Genomic DNA, 19585 nt, shown 5'->3' with positions numbered 1-19585 from the left:
TTGTTACGCCTTCACAATACTTCATTTTACTGAACTTTAGTTAAATCTCGTGGAACCGATATACTATAGAAGAGTTTCACGAGGTATTTTGATTGAAAATACACATTGCATGTACACGCAAAATCAGAGCGACTGTCGGTGTTATGGCACTGATGAGTTTACTGTGTGCTTTTGCAAATGCATCGCAAACCTATTTTCACAAAGAAGAAACGCCAAATAAGGTGCACCTGAAATATCGCTGGCAGGATTTTTTTGGCACCCATCGCAGTCTCAGTTTTGAACTGGACAAGGCCCAGATAGCCACTCAGAACAAACAAAACAAATCTTATCGCCCCGAAATAGCCCAACGCTATGTTTACATGGAGTTGCAACGCAAAGCACAAACTATCAATCCCAAAGAAGCACGGGTGAAATTCCGCTCCCGCAACAATGAACTGCAAATTGAAGTAAAAAGCCGTTCCGAACAAATGATAGAAAAGTGGACCAACGAACTGGTGGCAGAACGAGAAGCAGCATTCGACCGCTACCTGGCCATGAACTACTACAGTCGTTATGTCAGTCCCTATGGTCAGACCGGTGTAAAGCCCGACCATATTCGTTTTGTGAATGAGGCCGTCACTGCGTTATTGCCGGCTTCCCAGGCGCTGTATGAATTGATGGACGATGACAGTACCTCCAGAGCTTACGTGAACATGATTCTCAGCTGGGTACAAAGTATTCCCTACAACGATCTGCAAGACCGCATGACCTCTAACGGCGCAGGTTATTTACCGCCATCGGAAGTCTTGCTTACCAACAAAGGCGACTGCGACAGCAAAGCCACACTCACCGCAGCCTTGTTGCGTTCACTGTTGCCCAATTTACACATGACCATTGTCTATTTACCCAATCACGCGCTGCTGGGTGCCAACTTGCCTCACTTTGACGGCGAAGAGAAAGTCACCGAAGGAGGGATTGATTATTTATTGTTGGATCCAACCGGGCCACAGTTGATGAAGGTTGGCGAGGTGTCAGACGAAACAGCAAGGTACATCAACAATGATATGTTTAAAGTGGAAAAGTTACCTGGTCAGATAAACTAGGCGGTGTATTGCTGTTAACCGGCAAATACCATATTGCGACCTGACTGTTTCGCCAGATATAACCGCTCATCGGCATCGTCGATGAGTTCTTTACGCGACTGATTTTGCTCCGGCACCAAACTGGCAACCCCAACACTGATGGTAACGATATCTGCGGCACTGGAATACAGATGGGGAATTTTCAGGTTTGCTATCGCCTCGCGGGCTTTTTCGGCAATCGCCTCAGCCTGACTTTTCTCACAGTTTGGCCAGACAAATACGAATTCTTCGCCGCCGTATCTGGCCACAAAATCCCCCGCGCGGGTTGATGCTTTTGATAGTGCTTTGGCGACTGTGGTCAGACAATCATCACCAGCAGTATGCCCGTAGTTGTCGTTGAACTGTTTAAAGCAATCAATGTCCACCATCGCCACTGCTATGGGGTATTCACTGCGCATGGCACGGCGCCACTCCTGCTCAAACACCTCATCAAAATAGCGTCGGTTAGGTACTTCTGTCAGGCCATCGATGCTGGCTAATTGTTCTAACAGATCGGTTTTCTGCTTCAACAAAACCTGATTGCGCACCCGCGCCCGCACCAGCGCCATATTGAATGGTTTAGTGATGTAGTCAGACGCGCCCATGGTCAACCCCAGGACTTCATCTTCATCGCTGCATTTACTGGTGGAGAAAATAATGGGCACTTTTTGTGTGCGCCGGGAGGTTTTCAGTTTACGGCAAACCTCATAACCATCCATATCTGGCATAACAATATCCAGCAGCACCGTATCAGGCACCTCCGCTTCAGCGATTTCCAGCGCTTCTATGCCTGAGCTGGCCTGCAGTATGCGGTAATCATTCTGCAGGCCATGAGCCAAAATCTCTTTGTTGATAAAGTCATCATCAACGATTAATACGGTTGGTTTACTTAAATCAGTTGTCACATATCTGCCCTAGAGCCATTAAATTACAGGTGTTCTTCAGCAAATTCCGCCAGGCGGCTGCGCACAACACCATCCAGATTAACTGTAGCACTTCCTGAAAAATTCTTAAATTTTTCCACCAGATAGGTTAATCCTGAAGTCACCGGGGTCAGATAATTACTGTCAATTTGTGCCAGGTTACCACCACAAATAAGTTTTGTACCTTCGCCACAACGGGTAATAATAGTTTTCAGTTGTGAGGCTGTCAGATTTTGCGATTCATCCAAAATCACGATGGCATTCTGAATACTTCGACCCCGCATAAAGTTCACCGATTTGAACTGAATATTGGCTTTTTCCATGATGTAATTCATGGAGCCTTTAGTGTTTTCATCGTTTTTATGCAGCACTTCCAGGCTATCGGTAATAGCCGCTAACCAGGGCGTCATTTTTTCTTCTTCGGTGCCGGGTAAAAAGCCGATAGACTCCGCGATTTCAGGTGTGCTCCGGGTTACGATAATCTTATCGTACATGTTTTTTTCCACCACCATTTCCAACGCGGCGGCCAGGGCCAATAAGGTTTTACCCGATCCGGCAGGGCCGGTTAAGATCACCAGGTCAATGTGTGGGTCCAGCAAGGAATGTAATGCCATCGCCTGCCCGATGTTTTTTGGCGAGATCCCCCAGGCGCTTTTACCCATCAGGCGTTCATAGCCCATGTCCAGTACATCCAGCATCTCTTCGCCGACTGATTCCACAATACCTGCAAAGTGCTCGGTGTCATCCAGCAAAAATTCGTTCACATAGGCTTCTGGCAATACTGACTTACTGATGGAATGAATCGTATCGCGACCTTCGGTGCGGCTCTCCACAGACTCCACCTTATCCCAAAAGTCGCCTTCAAAGCGATGGTACCCGCGGCTCAGGTATTTAATATCACTGACCAGTTGGTCGGTGCGATAATCTTCAACCTTGGCCAGTCCTGCACCTTTGGCTTTCAGGCGCATATTGATGTCTTTAGTAACCAGCACCACAGTGCGTTCAGGGATATGTTTTTGTAAATACAGCGCCGCATTGATAATGCGGTTATCGTTCTCTTTACTGGTAAAACGCTCATCGCCTGAGGGCAGTTGATGGTCGGCAAATATAGAGAGTTTTCCGGTCGGCGCGGCATCACCAGCGGTCAATCCTACCAGTGACACACCATGGGTCATATCTTCCGGCGAGGCTTCGTGCAATATATCTTCCATTGCGCGAATACTTACCCTGGCGTCGCGAGCGACGTCTTTTTTACTGTCTTTAATGTAATCCAGCTCTTCAAGCACCGTCATAGGGATAACGACGTCATGCTCTTTAAATGAGAGAAAAGCCAAGGGCTCGTGCAGAAGAATGTTGGTATCTAAAACGTATAACTTGGAAGCAGAGGTTGTTTTTTCAGGCATTCGCCACTCCGTTTATGTAACCATGGGCTATGACTCACTGCCTTTTAGTGTTGTTTAAATGCAGTCAGCCTGGTCAATAGAACGCACCACAGGAAGCAGCACTGTTCACGGAAGCATTGCGTTAACAAAGTTAAAATTCGCAACGCATCACATCCTCACAATAGAACACTTTTGACGGACATTCACCTGTTTTTGACAATTAAAAATCGGTCCGTTCAAAGAATAACCAGTTACAGCAAAGCCAAACTGGTGAGCAGACAGAACTTCCTGTAGAATCCCGCGCCCGCTTGACGAAGTAATTAGGGTCTGTTGGCCTTTGATGCATAAATTTTGTTCTACATAAACGCGTTTATGATGAACTCCTTGGGCTATGCCTGTTTATCATTTATGCTTTGATGGATGTTTTCGATTTAGTCCACCAGACCATCAAACATCCGCCGTGCCTAAATGATAAAAGGCCGCAGTAAAAATATGCTGCAAAGGTCAACAGGCCCCTGATAAAGAGAAATACAGAGATTTACATGGCAATTCAAGAACCACCCGCGCTGGGTCAACGCTGGCTAAGTAACGCCGAAGTCGAACTGGGTCTGGGCACCGTAGTCGCCCTGGACGAAAGAACGGTTTCCCTATTATTCCCGGCTTCCGGAGAGAGCCGCAATTATGCGCAAAAGAATGCGCCCATCACCCGGGTCCGGTTTGCCATTGGTGATACTGCCACGCACCACGAAGGCTGGCATTTTAAAGTAGAGAGTATCAGCGAAGCCAACGGCATTCTTGAATACCATGCAACGCGGACAGACAGCGACGAATCTGTCAGCGTGAAAGAAACGTTTTTATCCCATGATTTTGTACTGACCGAACCCCAGGACCGGCTGCTTAACGGCCATTACGATGGTCCGCGCTGGTTTGATATGCGCAAACAATCCATTGTCCACCGCCATACTCACCTGACATCACCGCTGTTGGGCTTCTTAGGTGCCCGGGTCTCTTTGATCCCTCACCAGTTGCACATTGCCAAAGAAGTGGGACAACGCATAGCTCCGCGGGTACTGCTGGCCGATGAAGTGGGCCTGGGTAAAACCATTGAAGCCGCGATGATCATTCATCAACAGCTGCTGACGGAACGTGCCCATCGGGTACTCATCGTTGTTCCTGACAGTCTGGTAAATCAGTGGTTGGTAGAAATGTTGCGCAAATTTAATCTGAGTTTTGCGATATTCGATGAGGAGCGCTGCGAATCTCTGGCTGAAGAAGGCGGCAATCCGTTTGAATCGGAACAGTTGGTATTGTGTAGTTTAAACTTCCTCACTCACAACACCCGATATTTCCAGCAGGCTTCTGAATCAGAATGGGATTTGCTCATTGTCGATGAAGCACACCACCTGAAATGGTCACCAGGTAACCCTTCTCAGGAATATCAGGTCATTGATGAACTGGCACAAAAAACCAAAGGCGTGCTACTGCTCACAGCTACCCCAGACCAATTGGGCCACGAGAGTCACTTTGCCCGATTGCGCCTGTTAGACCCAAATCGCTTCCATGATTACGGGGTATTCCTCAAAGAAGAACAGGAATATGCGCAACTCGCCGAAACCGTGAGTGCCTTGCTGGGTTCTGCCCTGTTAAACGACAACCACTACAGCCAATTGCAAAGTAAGCTGACAGATTTAGCATACGACCTTGACACGCTGAATGCCGATCACAGTCTGCGTGAACAACTGGTAACGGATCTGTTAGATCGTCATGGCACAGGCCGGGTATTGTTCAGAAACTCCCGTAAAACCATCACCGGATTTCCGGGCCGTTATCTCAACGCCAGCAAACTGGATGAGCCGGTTGAATACGCAGAAAACAGCGACATTCCCAAACTCAATGCCCACATCACTCCGGAAATCTATTACGCCGGCACAGATATGTGGACGGACATTGATACCCGGGTAAACTGGTTTCTTGACACACTACAAAACCTCAAAGGTGAAAAAGTTTTAACCATTTGTGCCAATGCGATTACCGCACTGGATCTGGCCGAAACGCTACGGGTGAAAACCGGCATGCGAGCCACTGTGTTCCATGAGGGCATGAGTATTGTAGAGCGGGATAAAGCCGCCAATTATTTTGCGCAAAGTGAAGATGGCGCACAAGTACTGATCACCAGTGAAATAGGCAGTGAAGGCCGGAACTTCCAGTTTGCTCATCATCTGGTGTTGTTTGATTTGCCGCTTAATCCGGATTTACTGGAACAACGCATTGGTCGTCTGGATCGCATTGGCCAGAAACACGATATCCAGCTACATGTACCGGTATTTAGCAGCTCCGCACAAGAAGTCTTACTGCGCTGGTTTGATGAAGGCCTGGACGCCTTCAGTCACACCTGTCCGATTGGTGCAACCGTCTATGATGAACAATGCGAACTGTTAGAGACCTGCTTATTTGAACCGGAAGACTCCGCATCGCAGGAAAAACTGCTAAACGAAACCAAACAAATTCGCAGCGAATTACTGGCGAAACTGGAAAAGGGTCGCGATAAACTGCTGGAACTGAACTCTTCAGGGATAGGTAAAATTGACGCCTTTGTGGAACAACTGGAAGATTCAGATCAGTCTCCGACGCTTGAGCGTTTTATGACACAACTGTTTGATACTTTGGGCATTTTACAGGAAGAAAAGGACGATCACTGTTACCTGTTAACGCCAACAGAATCCATGGTCAGTCATTTACCGGGTTTACAGGATGAAGGCATGACCATCACCTATGAACGCGACACAGCCACGCACCTGGAGCATGTTCACTTTATCAGTTGGGATCACCCGTTGGTGCGCAATGCCATCGACATGTTGTTGGCCGACGTACATGGCAAATCCTCGATGGCCTTTACCGCTGATAAAAAGTTTCCTGCCGGGTATTACTGGCTCGAATGTTTATACGTATTATCAGCCAAAGGCGACCGAAAACTGCAACTAAACCAGTATTTTCCTGACACCCCTATCAGCTTTTCAGTGAGCGCCAAAGCGCAAGAAGAAGAAACGTTCTTCCCCTTGCTGGATAAGGTCCCCAGAAAAATTGGCAGCCAGTTGTTGAAAGCCCTGTCCGGGCAGTTTCAGAAAACCCTGCTGATGGCGGACAAAATCGGCAATACGAAAGCGGCTAAGGTTAAAGCCAACACCTTGTCAGCCATCGAAAACCGCTTGAATAACGAAATTACCCGCTTAAAAGCGTTGCAGTTGGTTAATCCATCGGTACGGGAAGATGAAATCATCCGGTTAACAGAACAGCGAGCCGGACTGTTGCAGGCTGCGGAAAATGCCCAGTTGCGTCTCGAGGCCGTGCGGGTTGTTGTCAACAATCCCTAGTCACAAGAGATAACTGGATACAAGAGATACCATTGGCACTGTTGCATTACAATCCACCGCAAAGCCCCTGGCTAAATATCCTGTACCGGGATGATGATATTCTGGTACTGGATAAGCCCAGTGGCTTATTGTCGGTTCCGGGGAAACAACCCCAGCACAAAGACAGCCTGCAATTGCGGGTTATGCGGGTATTTCCTACTGCCACTGTCGTGCATCGACTGGATATGGCTACCTCCGGTATTATGCTGTTCGCCTTAAATAAACCAGCGCACAAGCATATTGGCTTGCAGTTTGAAAGGCGACAGACAGAGAAACGTTATTTTGCACGTATTTACGGCTCGCCAGCCAGGCAACAAGGCAGCGTTGACTTGCCCCTGATCTGCGACTGGCCGAACCGTCCGAAACAAAAAGTAGATACCGAAAATGGCAAAAATGCCCTGACCCATTGGCAGGTCATACATCGGGCACCTGACTGGTCGTTGGTGGAACTAAAACCGGTAACCGGTCGTTCACACCAACTACGGGTACACATGTTGAGCCTCGGCCACCCCATTCTGGGAGACCGTTTATACGCCCATGAGCAGGCTCTGACTATGGCCCCCAGATTACAGCTTCACGCTGGTGAGCTGACCATTTGCCATCCTGTGACAGAACAACCGATTAGCTTCACCTCTGCACATCCATTCGGGTAGGTTCTGCCCGCGAACTGGCTGTTAAAAAAAGTTAAGTCTTATCGTAAAATGCGGATAACCTAACAATAGCCATAACGATTTTAATTAAGTGCGATTATTTCCTCTTGTTTTGTTGCTGCTGAACAGCCTGCTTTGCTCTCCCGACTCTTGGAGTCAGGAGCATATTGACGATCTGCAAAAATTAAAATTTGATGTCGAACGCGGCTTGCGCCCGGAAACCTTCAGAACCTTATTACTGGGGGAAGAAGAAACCGTGGTTGTTATTCAGGAATCCAATCAGGCTTTGTCCAAAGGTGCGGCGATATTAGTGGGTGAGACGGGCAAAAACGGCGCCAGTGAATCTGGACTGGCTGCGTTAGCCCCATTGCTTAACGATTTCGGCTGGACCACCATTTTAGTGACAGCGCCCAGCCTGGATTTTGATACGGATCAGGACAGCAATCCGGTCACTTCTACACAAGGGACTTCTGCACAGGGGACTTCTGCACAGGGGACTTCTGCACAAAGTACGCCTGCATCAGACGCCGCCAATACTGACCCCAATAATTTACCACTGGCAAACCAACGCATCCCTTCTTATTCAAGTACCCCGATTATCAGCGAGTCCCTGTTTACTCAGCAGGAGCAGGACTTTCAGTTACTGATGAACGCGGTAGAGCAGGAACGACAAAATTACCCCGGTTTCGCACTGGTGGTTGCCCAGGGGACGTCCGCGGCCTGGTTAGCCAAACTGTACGGCGATCAGGAATTGCCGGAACCGGATGCGATAGTCACGATTGGCGTAAACTGGCCACAACACGAGCTGAACATTCTGGTGCCGCGAATATTGGCCCGCGCGCCGATACCGGTTTTAGACCTCTACAATCAATTCGACAGTGACTGGACACTGACCACCGCCAAAGAACGAAAAGTGGAGGCCATTAAATCTCTGAAGCTACATTATCGCCAGCGGGAAATTATCGGTCCCCGCTTCTCCCAGCAACAATATGACTACCTGGCCCGGGAAATACATGGCTGGCTAACCTATATGGGCTGGTAAAGACTTAAATAGCCTCGTGAAACAATAAAAAAAAACGAGTTTTCAAATACATAACCAAATGGTTAAAAGCGCTACAGGCAAAAATTTTTGATTCGACTATACTCATGGGGAATTAAAAAGAGATGTCAATTAAGCAGTGACCACCAACGTAGACAACTTTATCGAAGCTAAAGCACCACAACTGGCCTACTATGTAAGAGCATTCTGGGAGCGTCGCATCCCTTATTCGGAAGTGGATCTTTATTTCTGGGACACCATGGAAGAGTGGTCTCAGATTGATGCCTGCAGCCACGAACCGGCCAGTCAAAAAGAACGGGTATTTTGGCACTTATTACATCAATTACACTTCTGGAGCGAAGACAAGTTACTCACCGACCCTTACCTGCATTCTGAATTAAAAATCTGTGTCGACTATCTCGAAGGCGCTGGTCAGTTTCCGCTGGATTGCGTGGGTGTCCGTCCCTGACTCCAGACCAACAGGTCGAAGAATTGTAACCATTAACGACTTTTTACCTACTGCGCATTGATTTGCGTCCCATTGCATGATCCAATAGCCATACAAAAACAACAAGAAGCAGCCCCTTGTCGCATTTTCTGTCGCAATTTAAAGCCTACTATGACCGTCGTATTCTGACGGTATTTTTATTTGGTATCGCCAGTGGTTACCCCTGGGTCATGATCAGCTCGGCAATGACTGCCTGGCTCAAAGAGGAAGGTTTATCCCGCACTGCGATAGGTCTGTTCAGTGTGATTTTTGTAGCCTATTCCATTAATTTTTTGTGGTCACCACTGTTAGACAGACTGAGGCTGCCCTGGCTGGGTTTGCGGCGTGGCTGGATCTTCACTATGCAGCTAGGCATCATTGCCGCCTGTTGTTTTCTGGGGCAATTGCAGGTTCAGGAACAACTCTATCTGATGGCATTGGCAGGCTTACTGATTGCGATAGCTTCAGCAACCCAGGATATAGCCATAGATGCCTACCGTATAGATATCATAGAACAACAGGAAAAAGACAAATTATCTGCCGCCTCTGCTATGGCAACGGCCGGTTGGTGGACCGGATATGGTGGTCTGGGAGCGATACCGTTTTTTATCTCTGACTGGTCCGGCTGGACCTGGGGTGACATTTACTTTGTTCTGGCCGGCATTATGGGGTTGTTATCCATTGCCGTATTTTGGGCGCAGGAGCCTCAGATTAACCGCCAGGCTTCGCAACAACTGGCCGTTAGTTTTTACGAACAACGCATCCAGGGTAAACAATTACAGGCCCTCAGAAAGCTGGGGATCTGGTTATTGGTGACAATCGTCGAACCTTTCAGAGAGTTTTTCGCCCGCAATGGGGTTCGCTTTGCCTTGTCGATTTTAGCCTTTATCTTTTTGTTCAAAATGGGTGAAGCCTTTTTAGGTCGAATGTCGGTGGTGTTTTATAAGGAAATTGGTTTCAGCAATACCGATATTGGCACCTATTCCAAACTACTGAACTGGTGGGTTACCCTGTTTTTTGCGGTACTGGGAGGCCTGGTAAACATTCGTTATGGCATCTATCGCGGCTTAATGATCAGCGGGATCACCATGGCCGCCAGTAACCTGATGTTTTCCTTAATTGCCGTAGTGGGGCCAGATAAAACGCTGTTTGTGGCTGCTATATTCGTAGACGGCTTTACTTCAGCCTGGTCATCAGTGGCGATGGTGGCCTTTATCTCATTGATGTGTAATAAAACCTTTTCCGCCACTCAATACGCGTTGATGGCATCGCTTGGCGTATTAGGCAGAACTTTCCTGGCCTCTTCCAGCGGTTTTATTGTGGACTCGATGGATGGCAACTGGGCGGCGTTTTTTGTGCTGACAGCGGTTATGGTGGTTCCCAGCCTGATTTTCCTGTGGAGTATTCGGGATAAGATTAATCAGCTTGAAGCCAGGCGTGACAGCGCCGGGCAACCTTAATCGCCAGCGCAGTTGCAGAAAAAACAACCCGACAGGCTTTAAACATTGTAAAAGACAATATAAGTCTTATAGTTATCCAATAATAATAAAATAAGCAAAGCCCTGTTGATCAATAAACTGTCGCGAAAACTCTGCGTGGTGATGTGCCTGCTGACATTTAACAGCCTGTCAGTCGCCGCGGAAGAACTCCTAATTTTAACCGAGCCACTCCCGCCTTATCAGTATCTCAATGAAAAAGGTGAGGTGGTAGGCACCATGACCGAGCAGGTTAATAAATTATTGGCCGCATCTGGGGTGGATGCCGACATCATTATTATGCCCTGGGCAAGAGCCTATGAAACGGCACTCAAACGCCCTGACACATTGATTTTTTCACTGTTGCGCAACGCAGAAAGAGAGCCTCTGTTGGAGTGGATTGCGCCGTTGGGCGCCACTGAAACCTACCTGTATCAATTGGCCAGCAGACCAGCCATCGAAATTCGCGAACTCAATCAATTACAGAAAATCCACGTAGTGGCGGTAAAACGCGAAGATATTACCACCCGTTTACTCTACAAGGAGGCCCCAAATGCCACCTATATCGTGCAAACCAATACTAAAGACAATTTAAAGATGTTATTGGCGGGGCGCGCAGATGTAACCCCTGCCAGTGTGGAACAGATGGAGCTGTTTTGTCAGGAATTGCATTGTTCACTCAGTGATTTTAGCACGGTTACCCGTCTTCATCAGTTGGGCAAAACCTTGTATCTCGCCGCGAATAAGCAAACAGATCCGCAACTGCTGCAGCGACTGAAAATGGCCGCAACAGCAGATAGCCTGATTTATTGACTAACCACCACCCGGTTTCGACCCGACTCTTTGGCTTCATACAGACCCTGGTCGGCTTTTTCCACCCAGGCCATATACTCACCAAAAGACGTGTGGAATTCAGCCAGACCGATACTGACGGTAAACTCTATGGTGTGCTCTTCATATTCTACCGGTAAATGTTCCGCTAACTTGCGAATACGCTCGGCAACTATCTGAGCACTTTTCACATTGGTATCCGGTAAAATAATGGTAAATTCTTCGCCGCCATATCGCCCGGCAATGTCTGTTTCTCTGATGGCTTTAGCAATAATTTTAGCCAACATTTTAATGGTTTTATCGCCCGCCGGGTGACCGTAATTGTCATTGACCTTTTTAAAGTGGTCTATGTCCAGAATCATCATAGTGGCAGGACCACCGGTACGCATGGCACGCTTAAACTCGGTATCACACATTTCTTCCCAATAGCGCCGGTTATACAACCCGGTTAAGCCATCAATTCGGCTTATTTTTTCCAGTTGCTTATTGGCTGCTTCAAACCGCAGTTTACTGATAGCTTCGTCGGTGACGTCATAGACCACGATGCATATCTGGTTCACTTCGCCTGACAGTGAGGTCAACGGGAAGATCGTAATGTTCTGATACATCAATTCAGTGGCTGAGGTAATGGGGCGATAGGCTTCAAATTGAAACAAATGGGGTCGCTGTTCCCAGATAATAAACGCCGGACTCTTTAACTTAAACACCGGATCGGTTTTTCTTCTGAACCAGGCGGCATCAATCTCCGGAAACATCTCGAACAAGGATTTACCTCGTACCCGTGCCGGAGACATCCCGCTGTGGCTTTCCATGAACTGGTTCCAGATCTCGATTTCGAAATCGCGGTTCACCACCGCTATCCCGACTTCAATGGAACCCAGTAAATCATGTTTTAAATGTAAATCTTCTAATTCAGCTAATACATTCGACATGACTCAGGACTCCACCAGATTAACCAGTTTTTTGAATATAATTTCCATCGCTTTATCCGGAAACAACAGCATCAGATCAAAGTGGATGTCCTGGTTTTCTATCGAATAGGCTATCTCTATAGCCACCACCTTGTTCCAGCGACTAACACTATTGGATAACAATCCTTCTAAATCACAATGACGTCCCATGATCATCGGGTGGTTTTGACCAAACTTAACGTGTAGTTGCTCCGACAACGCGTGCAAACAAGCGCCAATCAGGATATTAGAAATATCCATTAGGGCTTCCAGTTCTATCTGTTCGGTAACGGCTGCCTGGTCGTATTTTAACAGGCGTACCATATTGGCAAAGTTTGAATCATTAAATAGCAGCAATGCCTCACCATTGATACCGGCGGTGATAAAGCCCTGAGAAATTGCAGAGATGGAATCACTCTGATGAATTTCAGCAATGGCCATATGCAACTCAGTGGACTCGATAATGTTGACATTGGGGATGGGCAGTTCAATAAATACATCCAGAAGCTGCGCCAACTTTTCACCCGCCTGCCCCATTGCCACGTTTGCCATTTCGCGATAGGCATCCAACTTATCAATGGATTTTTCAGGGGTAGTGATGGAAGCCGGTTTTGACGGAGATGCATTACCGGAATAGATCCCACAACCGGATAAGATCTCGTACAGTTTAAGGTTATCGATGGGCTTGCGAATAAACTCCAGCGCGCCCATTTCAATCATGCGTTTGCGAGCTTCCGGTTGCACATCCCCCGACACCACAATGACTTTCACCGGTAATTGTTGTTGTTGGATTTGCAACATCGTTTGATAGCCATCCAGCACTGGCATGTTCAAATCCAAAAACATTAATTCAATCGCACCGGAACAGATGATCTCCAGCGCTTCCTGACCGTTTGTGGCGTACTGAATACTCACATCCCATTGTTCAGGGATGGAGCGTGCCATTTGCTTCCTGGCAAATCCGGAATCGTCACAAATTAGAATGGGAGTTGTCATTCTTGCTTTATACCCTACCTGCCCAATTGAAAATCGGCGCATTCGCTGTGCGTGAATTGGTTGTTATTCTTTTATCTCGTGGCCTCAGGTATAAATAGTTACCCAACCATAAAGTGAGGCTAGCCATAGTGTCCAGCATAGTGAAGGCTGAAGAATATCTCAATATAAACTTAAGTATAAGTGAAACATAAATTTTTCCACAATTGGTGAATATACAAACAACTGTAAAATATTAACAGTCTCGATTTTACCGCCAGCCGATGTTCATACGATAAATTTCTGTGTATTTTGGATTGGGATTTGAGACAGCCCTGTTAAAATAGCAAAAAACACTTCAGTAAGGGTTATCGTGGATCAATATCTTAATTTATGTCAGCGCATTCTTGACGAAGGAGTATGGGTAGATAACAAACGCACCGGAAAAAGGTGCCTGACCGTAATTAATCATGATCTGACTTATGATGTCGGCGCAGGCAAATTCCCGCTGGTGACCACCAGGAAAAGTTTCTGGAAAGCGGCCATTGCGGAAATCATTGGCTATTTGCGCGGTTATGACAATGCCGCAGACTTCAGAAAAATAGGCACTAAAACCTGGGATGCCAACGCCAATGAAAATCAGGCGTGGCTGAATAACCCCTACCGCAAGGGTGAGGACGACTGCGGCTTTATCTATGGAAAAGTCGCGCGCAATTTCCCCAGGCCCGATGGTGGCAGTATTGATTTACTCAAACAGATTATCGATGACCTGAGCAACGGAGAGGACAATCGCGGTGAAATCCTGACGTTTTATCACCCGGGTGCCTTTCATATGGGTTGTTTGCGACCGTGCATGTACAGCCACCACTTCTCTATCCTGGGCGACACCCTTTACCTGAACAGTACTCAGCGCTCCTGTGACGTGCCGCTGGGGTTAAATTTTAATATGGTACAGGTGTATGTATTACTGGCTTTGGTTGCGCAAATTACCGGCTTAAAACCCGGCAAGGCGTATCATAAATTAGTGAATTGTCACATTTATGAGGATCAGTTAGCCCCAATGCGGGATATACAATTAAAAAGGGAACCCTATCCGGCCCCCACGCTTAATATTAATCCGGATATTAAAAGCTTACAGGACATAGAAACCTGGGTAACGCTGGAAGATTTTGAACTGCAGGATTATCAGTATCACCCCGCTATTCAGTATCCGTTTTCGGTGTGAGTTTTTTGGTGTGAACGATTGGCGAGGAGCCGGTTACCAGAGAATCCGACAATATCAGGGCTAAGAGCACCTACTGTGCTCTTTTTGCAGGCCCTGACTTTTTATGTCGGCCCGGTATGCAGCTTCATCTCAACTAGCGAAGGGGCAAATCCCAACTTTTCATAAGCGCGAATTGCAGCTTGATTGTCGGCATACACATCCAGATAAAAGTCATGTACGCTCCGATTTTTGGCCCAGGCCATCAATTTCGCTATCACGTTCTGGTTGAGCCCTTGTCCACGAAATGCCGGTGACACGAACATAAAACCCAGATAGGCGTCTTTAGCGTGGCTTAAAGCGGCTTTTGAATTTCTGATTTTAGCGTAACCGGTGGCGACAATTTCATCCTGCACTTCCACCACCAGCAAATAACTGTCCGGACTGTTAATCAGCTCAGGTAAATTATAATACCTGGGATTATTGGCTCTGATCTGTGTATTAAAGGGTCGCTCCGCAGCCACGACCGCCTGCTCTAACTCTTCCAGGCGCGGGATATCCTGCAATGTCGCGGCTCGGAACTGCATCTCCAGTTTACTGCTTTTTGTAGGCGCGTATCATCAGGAATACACCGATAATGACCATCGGCAAAGACAACACCTGACCTTGTGAAATAATACCGCCATACAGGCCCAGATGCGCATCCGGCTCGCGGAAATATTCGATGATAAAACGAAATGCGCCATAGCCGATTAAGAACAAGCCACCAACGGCGCCAACGGGGCGCTCTTTTTTAGAGTAAATCCACAATATCAGGAACAGTACCAAGCCTTCTAAGAAAAACTCATACAGTTGTGATGGGTGTCTGGGCAATGGACCGGCATTGGGAAACACAACGCCCCAGGGCACATCTGTCGTGCGTCCCCAAAGCTCGGCATTGATAAAATTGCCGATTCTGCCCGCCCCTAATCCAATTGGCACCAGTGGCGCAACAAAGTCACCGACATAAAACAACGAAGTTTGCTTTTTTCGGGCAAACCAATACAGGGCTGCGACAACGCCCAATAATCCACCGTGGAACGACATTCCACCGGTCCAGATTTTAAACAGGTACAGCGGGTCAGATAAAAACAGATCGAACTGGTAAAAGAACACATAGCCGATACGCCCCCCAAGGATCACCCCTAAAAAGCCGTAAAACAGCATATCGCTGAGTTCTTCTTTGCTCCAGTTGGTGCGATGCAGACGCTTATTGGCCAGTATAAAGGCAGCCACAAAACCGATCAGATACATCAGACCGTACCATCTCAGGCTCAAAGGTCCAACGCTAAAAATAACCGGGTCAATTGCAGGAAAAGTGATAAAATTATCTGACATAAAGACTAGCTTAACAAAGAGTTCTGATTGGAAGGCCGCATGGTAGCAGGAAGGTCAGGTATTTGTAATAGCCAGCGACGAGAATCCGCTTTATTTACCGGCACGTACCAATCCTCCCAAACCAAGATATTCTAATTCCATGTTGAGGAAATCCCGAATCTCGGAGGCTTCAGACATCAATAGCGCCTTGTGTAGCACAGCCTGCATCTTCTCCTGACTCTGGCGTCGAATAACCCATTTGACTCTGGCCATACTGTAACCATTGATGCTCAACTTGTTATATCCCATCGCCACCAGCAACATAACACCGGCGGGTTCTGCCGCAAGCTCACCGCAGACGGTCACAGGCACATCCAGCCGTTTGGATACCTGAGCAATATGGTTTAACGCTCTGAGCACCGCTGGGTGATAACTTTGATATAATTCAGACACTCGCGGGTTGTTTCTGTCCACTGCCAGCAGGTATTGGGTTAAATCGTTGCTTCCCACTGAGAAAAAGTCCACTAACGACGCTAACTCCTCCAGTTGCCACAACACCGATGGCACTTCCAGCATGACGCCTACCCGGGGTTTATGCACTTCTTCGCCTTCGCGATTAGCCTCTTCACGTACCTCATAAAACGCCTGTCGTATCAGGCGCTTGGCCTCTTTGACTTCTTCAACAGAGGTGATCATCGGCAACATAATTTGTAAATTGTGTAACCCGGCACTGGCCTTTATCATCGCCCGCACCTGAACCAGAAAAATCTCCGGGTGGTCCAGCGTCATGCGAATACCCCGCCAGCCCAAAAAGGGATTTTCTTCCTGGAACGGAAAATAAGGCAAGGGTTTATCCCCGCCCACATCCAGGGTACGCATAGTAACTGCGCGTTCGTGGTATTTCTGCAACAAGGAGCGATACAAAACCCGCTGTTCTTCTTCGCCCGGAAAGCGATCGTGCGACATAAAGGGGATTTCGGTCCGGTATAATCCCACGCCATCGGCATCGGCACTGAACTTTTCTTCCAGCTCCTGTGACAGGCCTACATTCAGAAATAAGCCAATGTGCTGACCATCCAGTGTAACGGCTTCCTGCTCCAGTTCTGCGGAAACCAGTTTATTTAATTCTTTCTCTTCTTTAATCAGGGCTTCAAAACTGATGCGCTTTTGCATCTCAGGGGCAACGGTTATCTCCCCGGAATAACCATCCAGCAACAATTCCTTGCCCGCCAGATGACTGACATGCAGTTCTGTAACACCCAGTACCGCGGGAATACCCATGGCCCGCGCTAATATAGCGGCATGGGAATTTACTGAGCCCCGCATGGCAATAATGCCTTTGAGTTTTTTGGCGGGAATTTCAGCCAGCATGGTCGCGGTGATCTCTTCCGCCACTAGAATCGCTTTGGCCGGGATTTCCGCTACGCGACGTTTGTCATTGACCAGGTGCCCAAATACCCTATCCCCCAGGTCCACCACATCAACAGCCCGCTCCTGCATATAGCTATCCTGCATTTGCGAAAACTGACGGGCGTAGTTGCCAACCACTTGTTTCAGCGAGGTGGCAGCGTTCCATCCCGCGCGGATTTTTTCTTCCACTTCTTTCCCGAGACTGGCAGCGTCCAGCAGAAAGTCGTATGTCTGAAATATATTTGCGACATCTTTAGGGACGTTTTCGGCTACCTGGTTGGTGAGTTTACGGATATCAGCCTTGGTGCGTTTTACGGCGCGGCGATACTGAGAAATTTCCTGATTAACTTTTTGACTTCTGGCTGCAATGTAATCCGAAAGCCGGGCTTTTTTGTTGGGTTGAAAGCCAACCCCGACCGCCAACCCTGACGAGCCAGGACGACCGTATAAGGCTTTTTGCCAGAGCTGAATACCATCACTGCCCGACAGTTTCACCGCCCCCCTGGCTTCGGCATTTGCCACTTCCAATGCCATTTGCGCAGCAAGCGTGATCAGCAAGGATTCTTCTTCTTCTGCAAATCGGCGACGGGATTTTTGTTGCACAGAAATCACCCCCAGCACCTTGCGTTGATGAATAATTGGGGTGCCTAAAAAGGCGTGATAGGATTCTTCTTTAACATCGGGGTAATGTTTAAAACGGGGATGCGACTGAGCATCAGCGATATTGATGGGTTCTTCCCGCTGCCCAATCCAGCCAATAATGCCTTCAGAAAAACCAATGCGGGTCACACCAATGGCTTCTTTCGCCAGCCCTTCGGTTGCCACCAAGACAAAACACTGGTTTTCAGTATCTGCCAGATAAATGGTACAACAATCTACCCGCATCGCTTCTTTTAACAATTCGCTGACGCGTTGCAGGGCTTCTTCCAGTACCGGAATGTGGCCAATTTCTTCAACGATTTGTCTTAGCGTACTCAGCATAGAGGATAGTTTCTCTTAGCGGCGACGTCTTTTTTTGCGTTTGCCATCAAAAGCGGGCTTGTTCAGGTTCATTGCCACAGGTACAAACTCCTTCATGACTTTCCGATAAACATCGCGTTTAAAAGACACCACATTGCGTATAGGGTACCAATAGCTGACCCATCGCCAGTCATCAAATTCCGGATGACCGGAATGTAACAGGTTCACATCTTCATCAGCACAAGTTAACTGTAACAAAAACCACTTTTGCTTTTGCCCGATACACACCGGATTAGAATCTTGACGAATCAATCGCTTTGGCAATCGGTAGCGGATCCAGTTTTTAGTAACACGTAAAATTTTAACTTGCTGGGGATTTAAACCTACCTCCTCATGTAATTCTCTGAACATGGCTTCTTCAGCCGATTCGCCTTGATCGATTCCGCCTTGTGGAAATTGCCAGGAATGCTGCCCAAATCTTCTGGCCCAAAATACCTGACCGTTGCGATTACAAATCACTATGCCCACATTTGCGCGGAATCCTTCTGTGTCAATCACTTAGACTCCCGGGCACAAATATTGTTATATTCCCCATTCTTCCACAAAGTGTCATAATTGCCTAGTGCCTAAATCCCACTAAATAACAATTAGACAATATTCGCTACTGACCGATAACCATGACTTATTCCCAGCCTGAACCACCTGCCACACCACCTGCGTCAATCCCGGAGTTGATGGACAGGGTAGCGCTGCTCGCCGGAATGACATTGGGAGAATTAGCACAGGCCGCCCATATTGCCGTGCCACAAAACTTTAAAAAGGAAAAAGGCTGGACCGGCCAACTGATTGAACTGTGGCTGGGTGCCGACGCGGGCTCCAGACCCGAACAGGATTTTGTGGCATTGGGCACGGAGTTAAAAACCTTGCCGGTTAGTACTCAGGGCAAAGTACTGGAAACCACCTACGTGTGTTATGCCCATCTGACCGGCAATCAGGGACTAAACTGGCAAGACAGTAATGTCTGCAACAAACTGCGACAGGTATTGTGGCTACCCATAGTAGGAGAGCGCACTGTAGCGCCATCAGATCGGCTTGTCGGCACTGGTTTTTTGTGGCAGCCCACGGCACATGAAGAAAACTTGCTGCGTCAGGATTGGGAAGAGCACATGGACAATATCACTCTGGGCAACATTGATTCACTCAGTGCCCGGCATGGCGAAGTATTACAACTGAGACCCAAAGCGGCCAATGGCAGCGTTGTTACCCAGGCGGTGGGTCAGGAGGGCAATGCCATTCAAACCCGGCCCAGAGGTTTTTATTTGCGCAAACAGTTCACTCAGGCAATCCTGGATTCCCATTTCAGCTGAAACCGGTTGTGCTACCCGATTGATTTTATAAACCGGCCTTTATCTTAATACTGCACTATCCTCTGCACTATC

Annotated in this window: 17 protein-coding genes; 9 read left to right on the top strand and 8 right to left on the bottom strand. The window is 47.8% G+C overall.

Going from position 1 to position 19585, the window contains the following annotated elements:
- Window positions 1-92 precede the first annotated feature (92 nt).
- Window positions 93-1082 (top strand): transglutaminase-like domain-containing protein, encoded by a 990-nt coding sequence (locus tag AC0J20_RS07330; RefSeq protein ID WP_473021196.1) that lies wholly within the window; start codon window positions 93-95, stop codon window positions 1080-1082.
- A gap of 14 nt (window positions 1083-1096) precedes the next feature.
- Here the strand turns inward: AC0J20_RS07330 and AC0J20_RS07325 are convergent, their stop codons facing one another.
- Window positions 1097-2005: a diguanylate cyclase domain-containing protein gene (locus tag AC0J20_RS07325; RefSeq protein ID WP_473021195.1), complete on the bottom strand. Its 909-nt coding sequence runs from the start codon at window positions 2003-2005 to the stop codon at window positions 1097-1099.
- 23 nt (window positions 2006-2028) lie between these two features.
- Window positions 2029-3426, bottom strand: coding sequence for a PhoH family protein (locus tag AC0J20_RS07320; protein ID WP_473021194.1), 1398 nt, complete (start codon window positions 3424-3426; stop codon window positions 2029-2031).
- Window positions 3427-3947: 521 nt separating this feature from the next.
- Between AC0J20_RS07320 and rapA the strand changes: the two genes are divergently transcribed.
- From rapA to AC0J20_RS07290, 6 genes are all read left to right on the top strand, one after another.
- Entirely contained in the window at window positions 3948-6776 is a 2829-nt protein-coding gene (gene rapA, locus AC0J20_RS07315) for an RNA polymerase-associated protein RapA (RefSeq protein ID WP_473021193.1), read from the top strand.
- Between the two features lie 26 nt (window positions 6777-6802).
- Entirely contained in the window at window positions 6803-7468 is a 666-nt protein-coding gene (rluA, locus tag AC0J20_RS07310; RefSeq protein ID WP_473021259.1) for a bifunctional tRNA pseudouridine(32) synthase/23S rRNA pseudouridine(746) synthase RluA, read from the top strand.
- A gap of 88 nt (window positions 7469-7556) precedes the next feature.
- Window positions 7557-8507 (top strand): DUF3530 family protein, encoded by a 951-nt coding sequence (locus AC0J20_RS07305; protein ID WP_473021192.1) that lies wholly within the window; start codon window positions 7557-7559, stop codon window positions 8505-8507.
- A gap of 136 nt (window positions 8508-8643) precedes the next feature.
- The gene (locus AC0J20_RS07300; RefSeq protein ID WP_229528529.1) at window positions 8644-8973 is read left to right on the top strand and encodes a hypothetical protein; all 330 of its coding nucleotides are present in this window, start codon (window positions 8644-8646) and stop codon (window positions 8971-8973) included.
- Window positions 8974-9089: 116 nt separating this feature from the next.
- Window positions 9090-10451: an AmpG family muropeptide MFS transporter gene (locus AC0J20_RS07295; protein ID WP_473021191.1), complete on the top strand. Its 1362-nt coding sequence runs from the start codon at window positions 9090-9092 to the stop codon at window positions 10449-10451.
- A gap of 105 nt (window positions 10452-10556) precedes the next feature.
- Window positions 10557-11279, top strand: coding sequence for a substrate-binding periplasmic protein (locus AC0J20_RS07290; RefSeq protein ID WP_473021190.1), 723 nt, complete (start codon window positions 10557-10559; stop codon window positions 11277-11279).
- Here AC0J20_RS07290 and AC0J20_RS07285 read toward each other — a convergent pair.
- Both AC0J20_RS07285 and AC0J20_RS07280 read right to left on the bottom strand, forming a co-directional pair.
- Window positions 11273-12229, bottom strand: coding sequence for a sensor domain-containing diguanylate cyclase (locus tag AC0J20_RS07285; RefSeq protein ID WP_229528526.1), 957 nt, complete (start codon window positions 12227-12229; stop codon window positions 11273-11275). The two genes, AC0J20_RS07290 and AC0J20_RS07285, sit on opposite strands and share 7 nt — an antisense overlap.
- A 3-nt stretch (window positions 12230-12232) precedes the next feature.
- Window positions 12233-13243, bottom strand: a complete 1011-nt coding sequence (locus tag AC0J20_RS07280) for a response regulator (protein ID WP_229528525.1) — start codon at window positions 13241-13243, stop codon at window positions 12233-12235.
- A gap of 349 nt (window positions 13244-13592) precedes the next feature.
- Between AC0J20_RS07280 and AC0J20_RS07275 the strand changes: the two genes are divergently transcribed.
- The gene (locus AC0J20_RS07275; protein WP_473021189.1) at window positions 13593-14444 is read left to right on the top strand and encodes a thymidylate synthase; all 852 of its coding nucleotides are present in this window, start codon (window positions 13593-13595) and stop codon (window positions 14442-14444) included.
- 101 nt (window positions 14445-14545) lie between these two features.
- Here AC0J20_RS07275 and AC0J20_RS07270 read toward each other — a convergent pair whose 3' ends face one another.
- The 4 genes from AC0J20_RS07270 to rppH form a co-directional block, all read right to left on the bottom strand.
- Window positions 14546-15007, bottom strand: a complete 462-nt coding sequence (locus tag AC0J20_RS07270; RefSeq protein ID WP_473021188.1) for a GNAT family N-acetyltransferase — start codon at window positions 15005-15007, stop codon at window positions 14546-14548.
- A 7-nt stretch (window positions 15008-15014) separates the two neighbouring features.
- Window positions 15015-15797, bottom strand: coding sequence for a prolipoprotein diacylglyceryl transferase (gene lgt / locus AC0J20_RS07265; protein ID WP_473021187.1), 783 nt, complete (start codon window positions 15795-15797; stop codon window positions 15015-15017).
- A 90-nt stretch (window positions 15798-15887) separates the two neighbouring features.
- Window positions 15888-18167: a phosphoenolpyruvate--protein phosphotransferase gene (gene ptsP, locus AC0J20_RS07260; RefSeq protein ID WP_473021186.1), complete on the bottom strand. Its 2280-nt coding sequence runs from the start codon at window positions 18165-18167 to the stop codon at window positions 15888-15890.
- Between the two features lie 15 nt (window positions 18168-18182).
- Complete coding sequence (gene rppH / locus AC0J20_RS07255; RefSeq protein ID WP_229528520.1) at window positions 18183-18704, bottom strand: RNA pyrophosphohydrolase; 522 nt, start codon at window positions 18702-18704, stop codon at window positions 18183-18185.
- A gap of 119 nt (window positions 18705-18823) precedes the next feature.
- Here rppH and mutH point away from each other — a divergent pair, with 119 nt between their 5' ends.
- A complete protein-coding gene (gene mutH, locus AC0J20_RS07250) occupies window positions 18824-19513 on the top strand; it encodes a DNA mismatch repair endonuclease MutH (RefSeq protein WP_229528519.1) in 690 nt (229 codons plus the stop codon).
- Window positions 19514-19585: the final 72 nt, after the last annotated feature.

It is taken from the genome of Planctobacterium sp. R6 (assembly GCF_055755215.1).
Note: the sequence above shows the minus strand (reverse complement) of the source record. Positions and strands in the feature narration are given on the sequence as shown.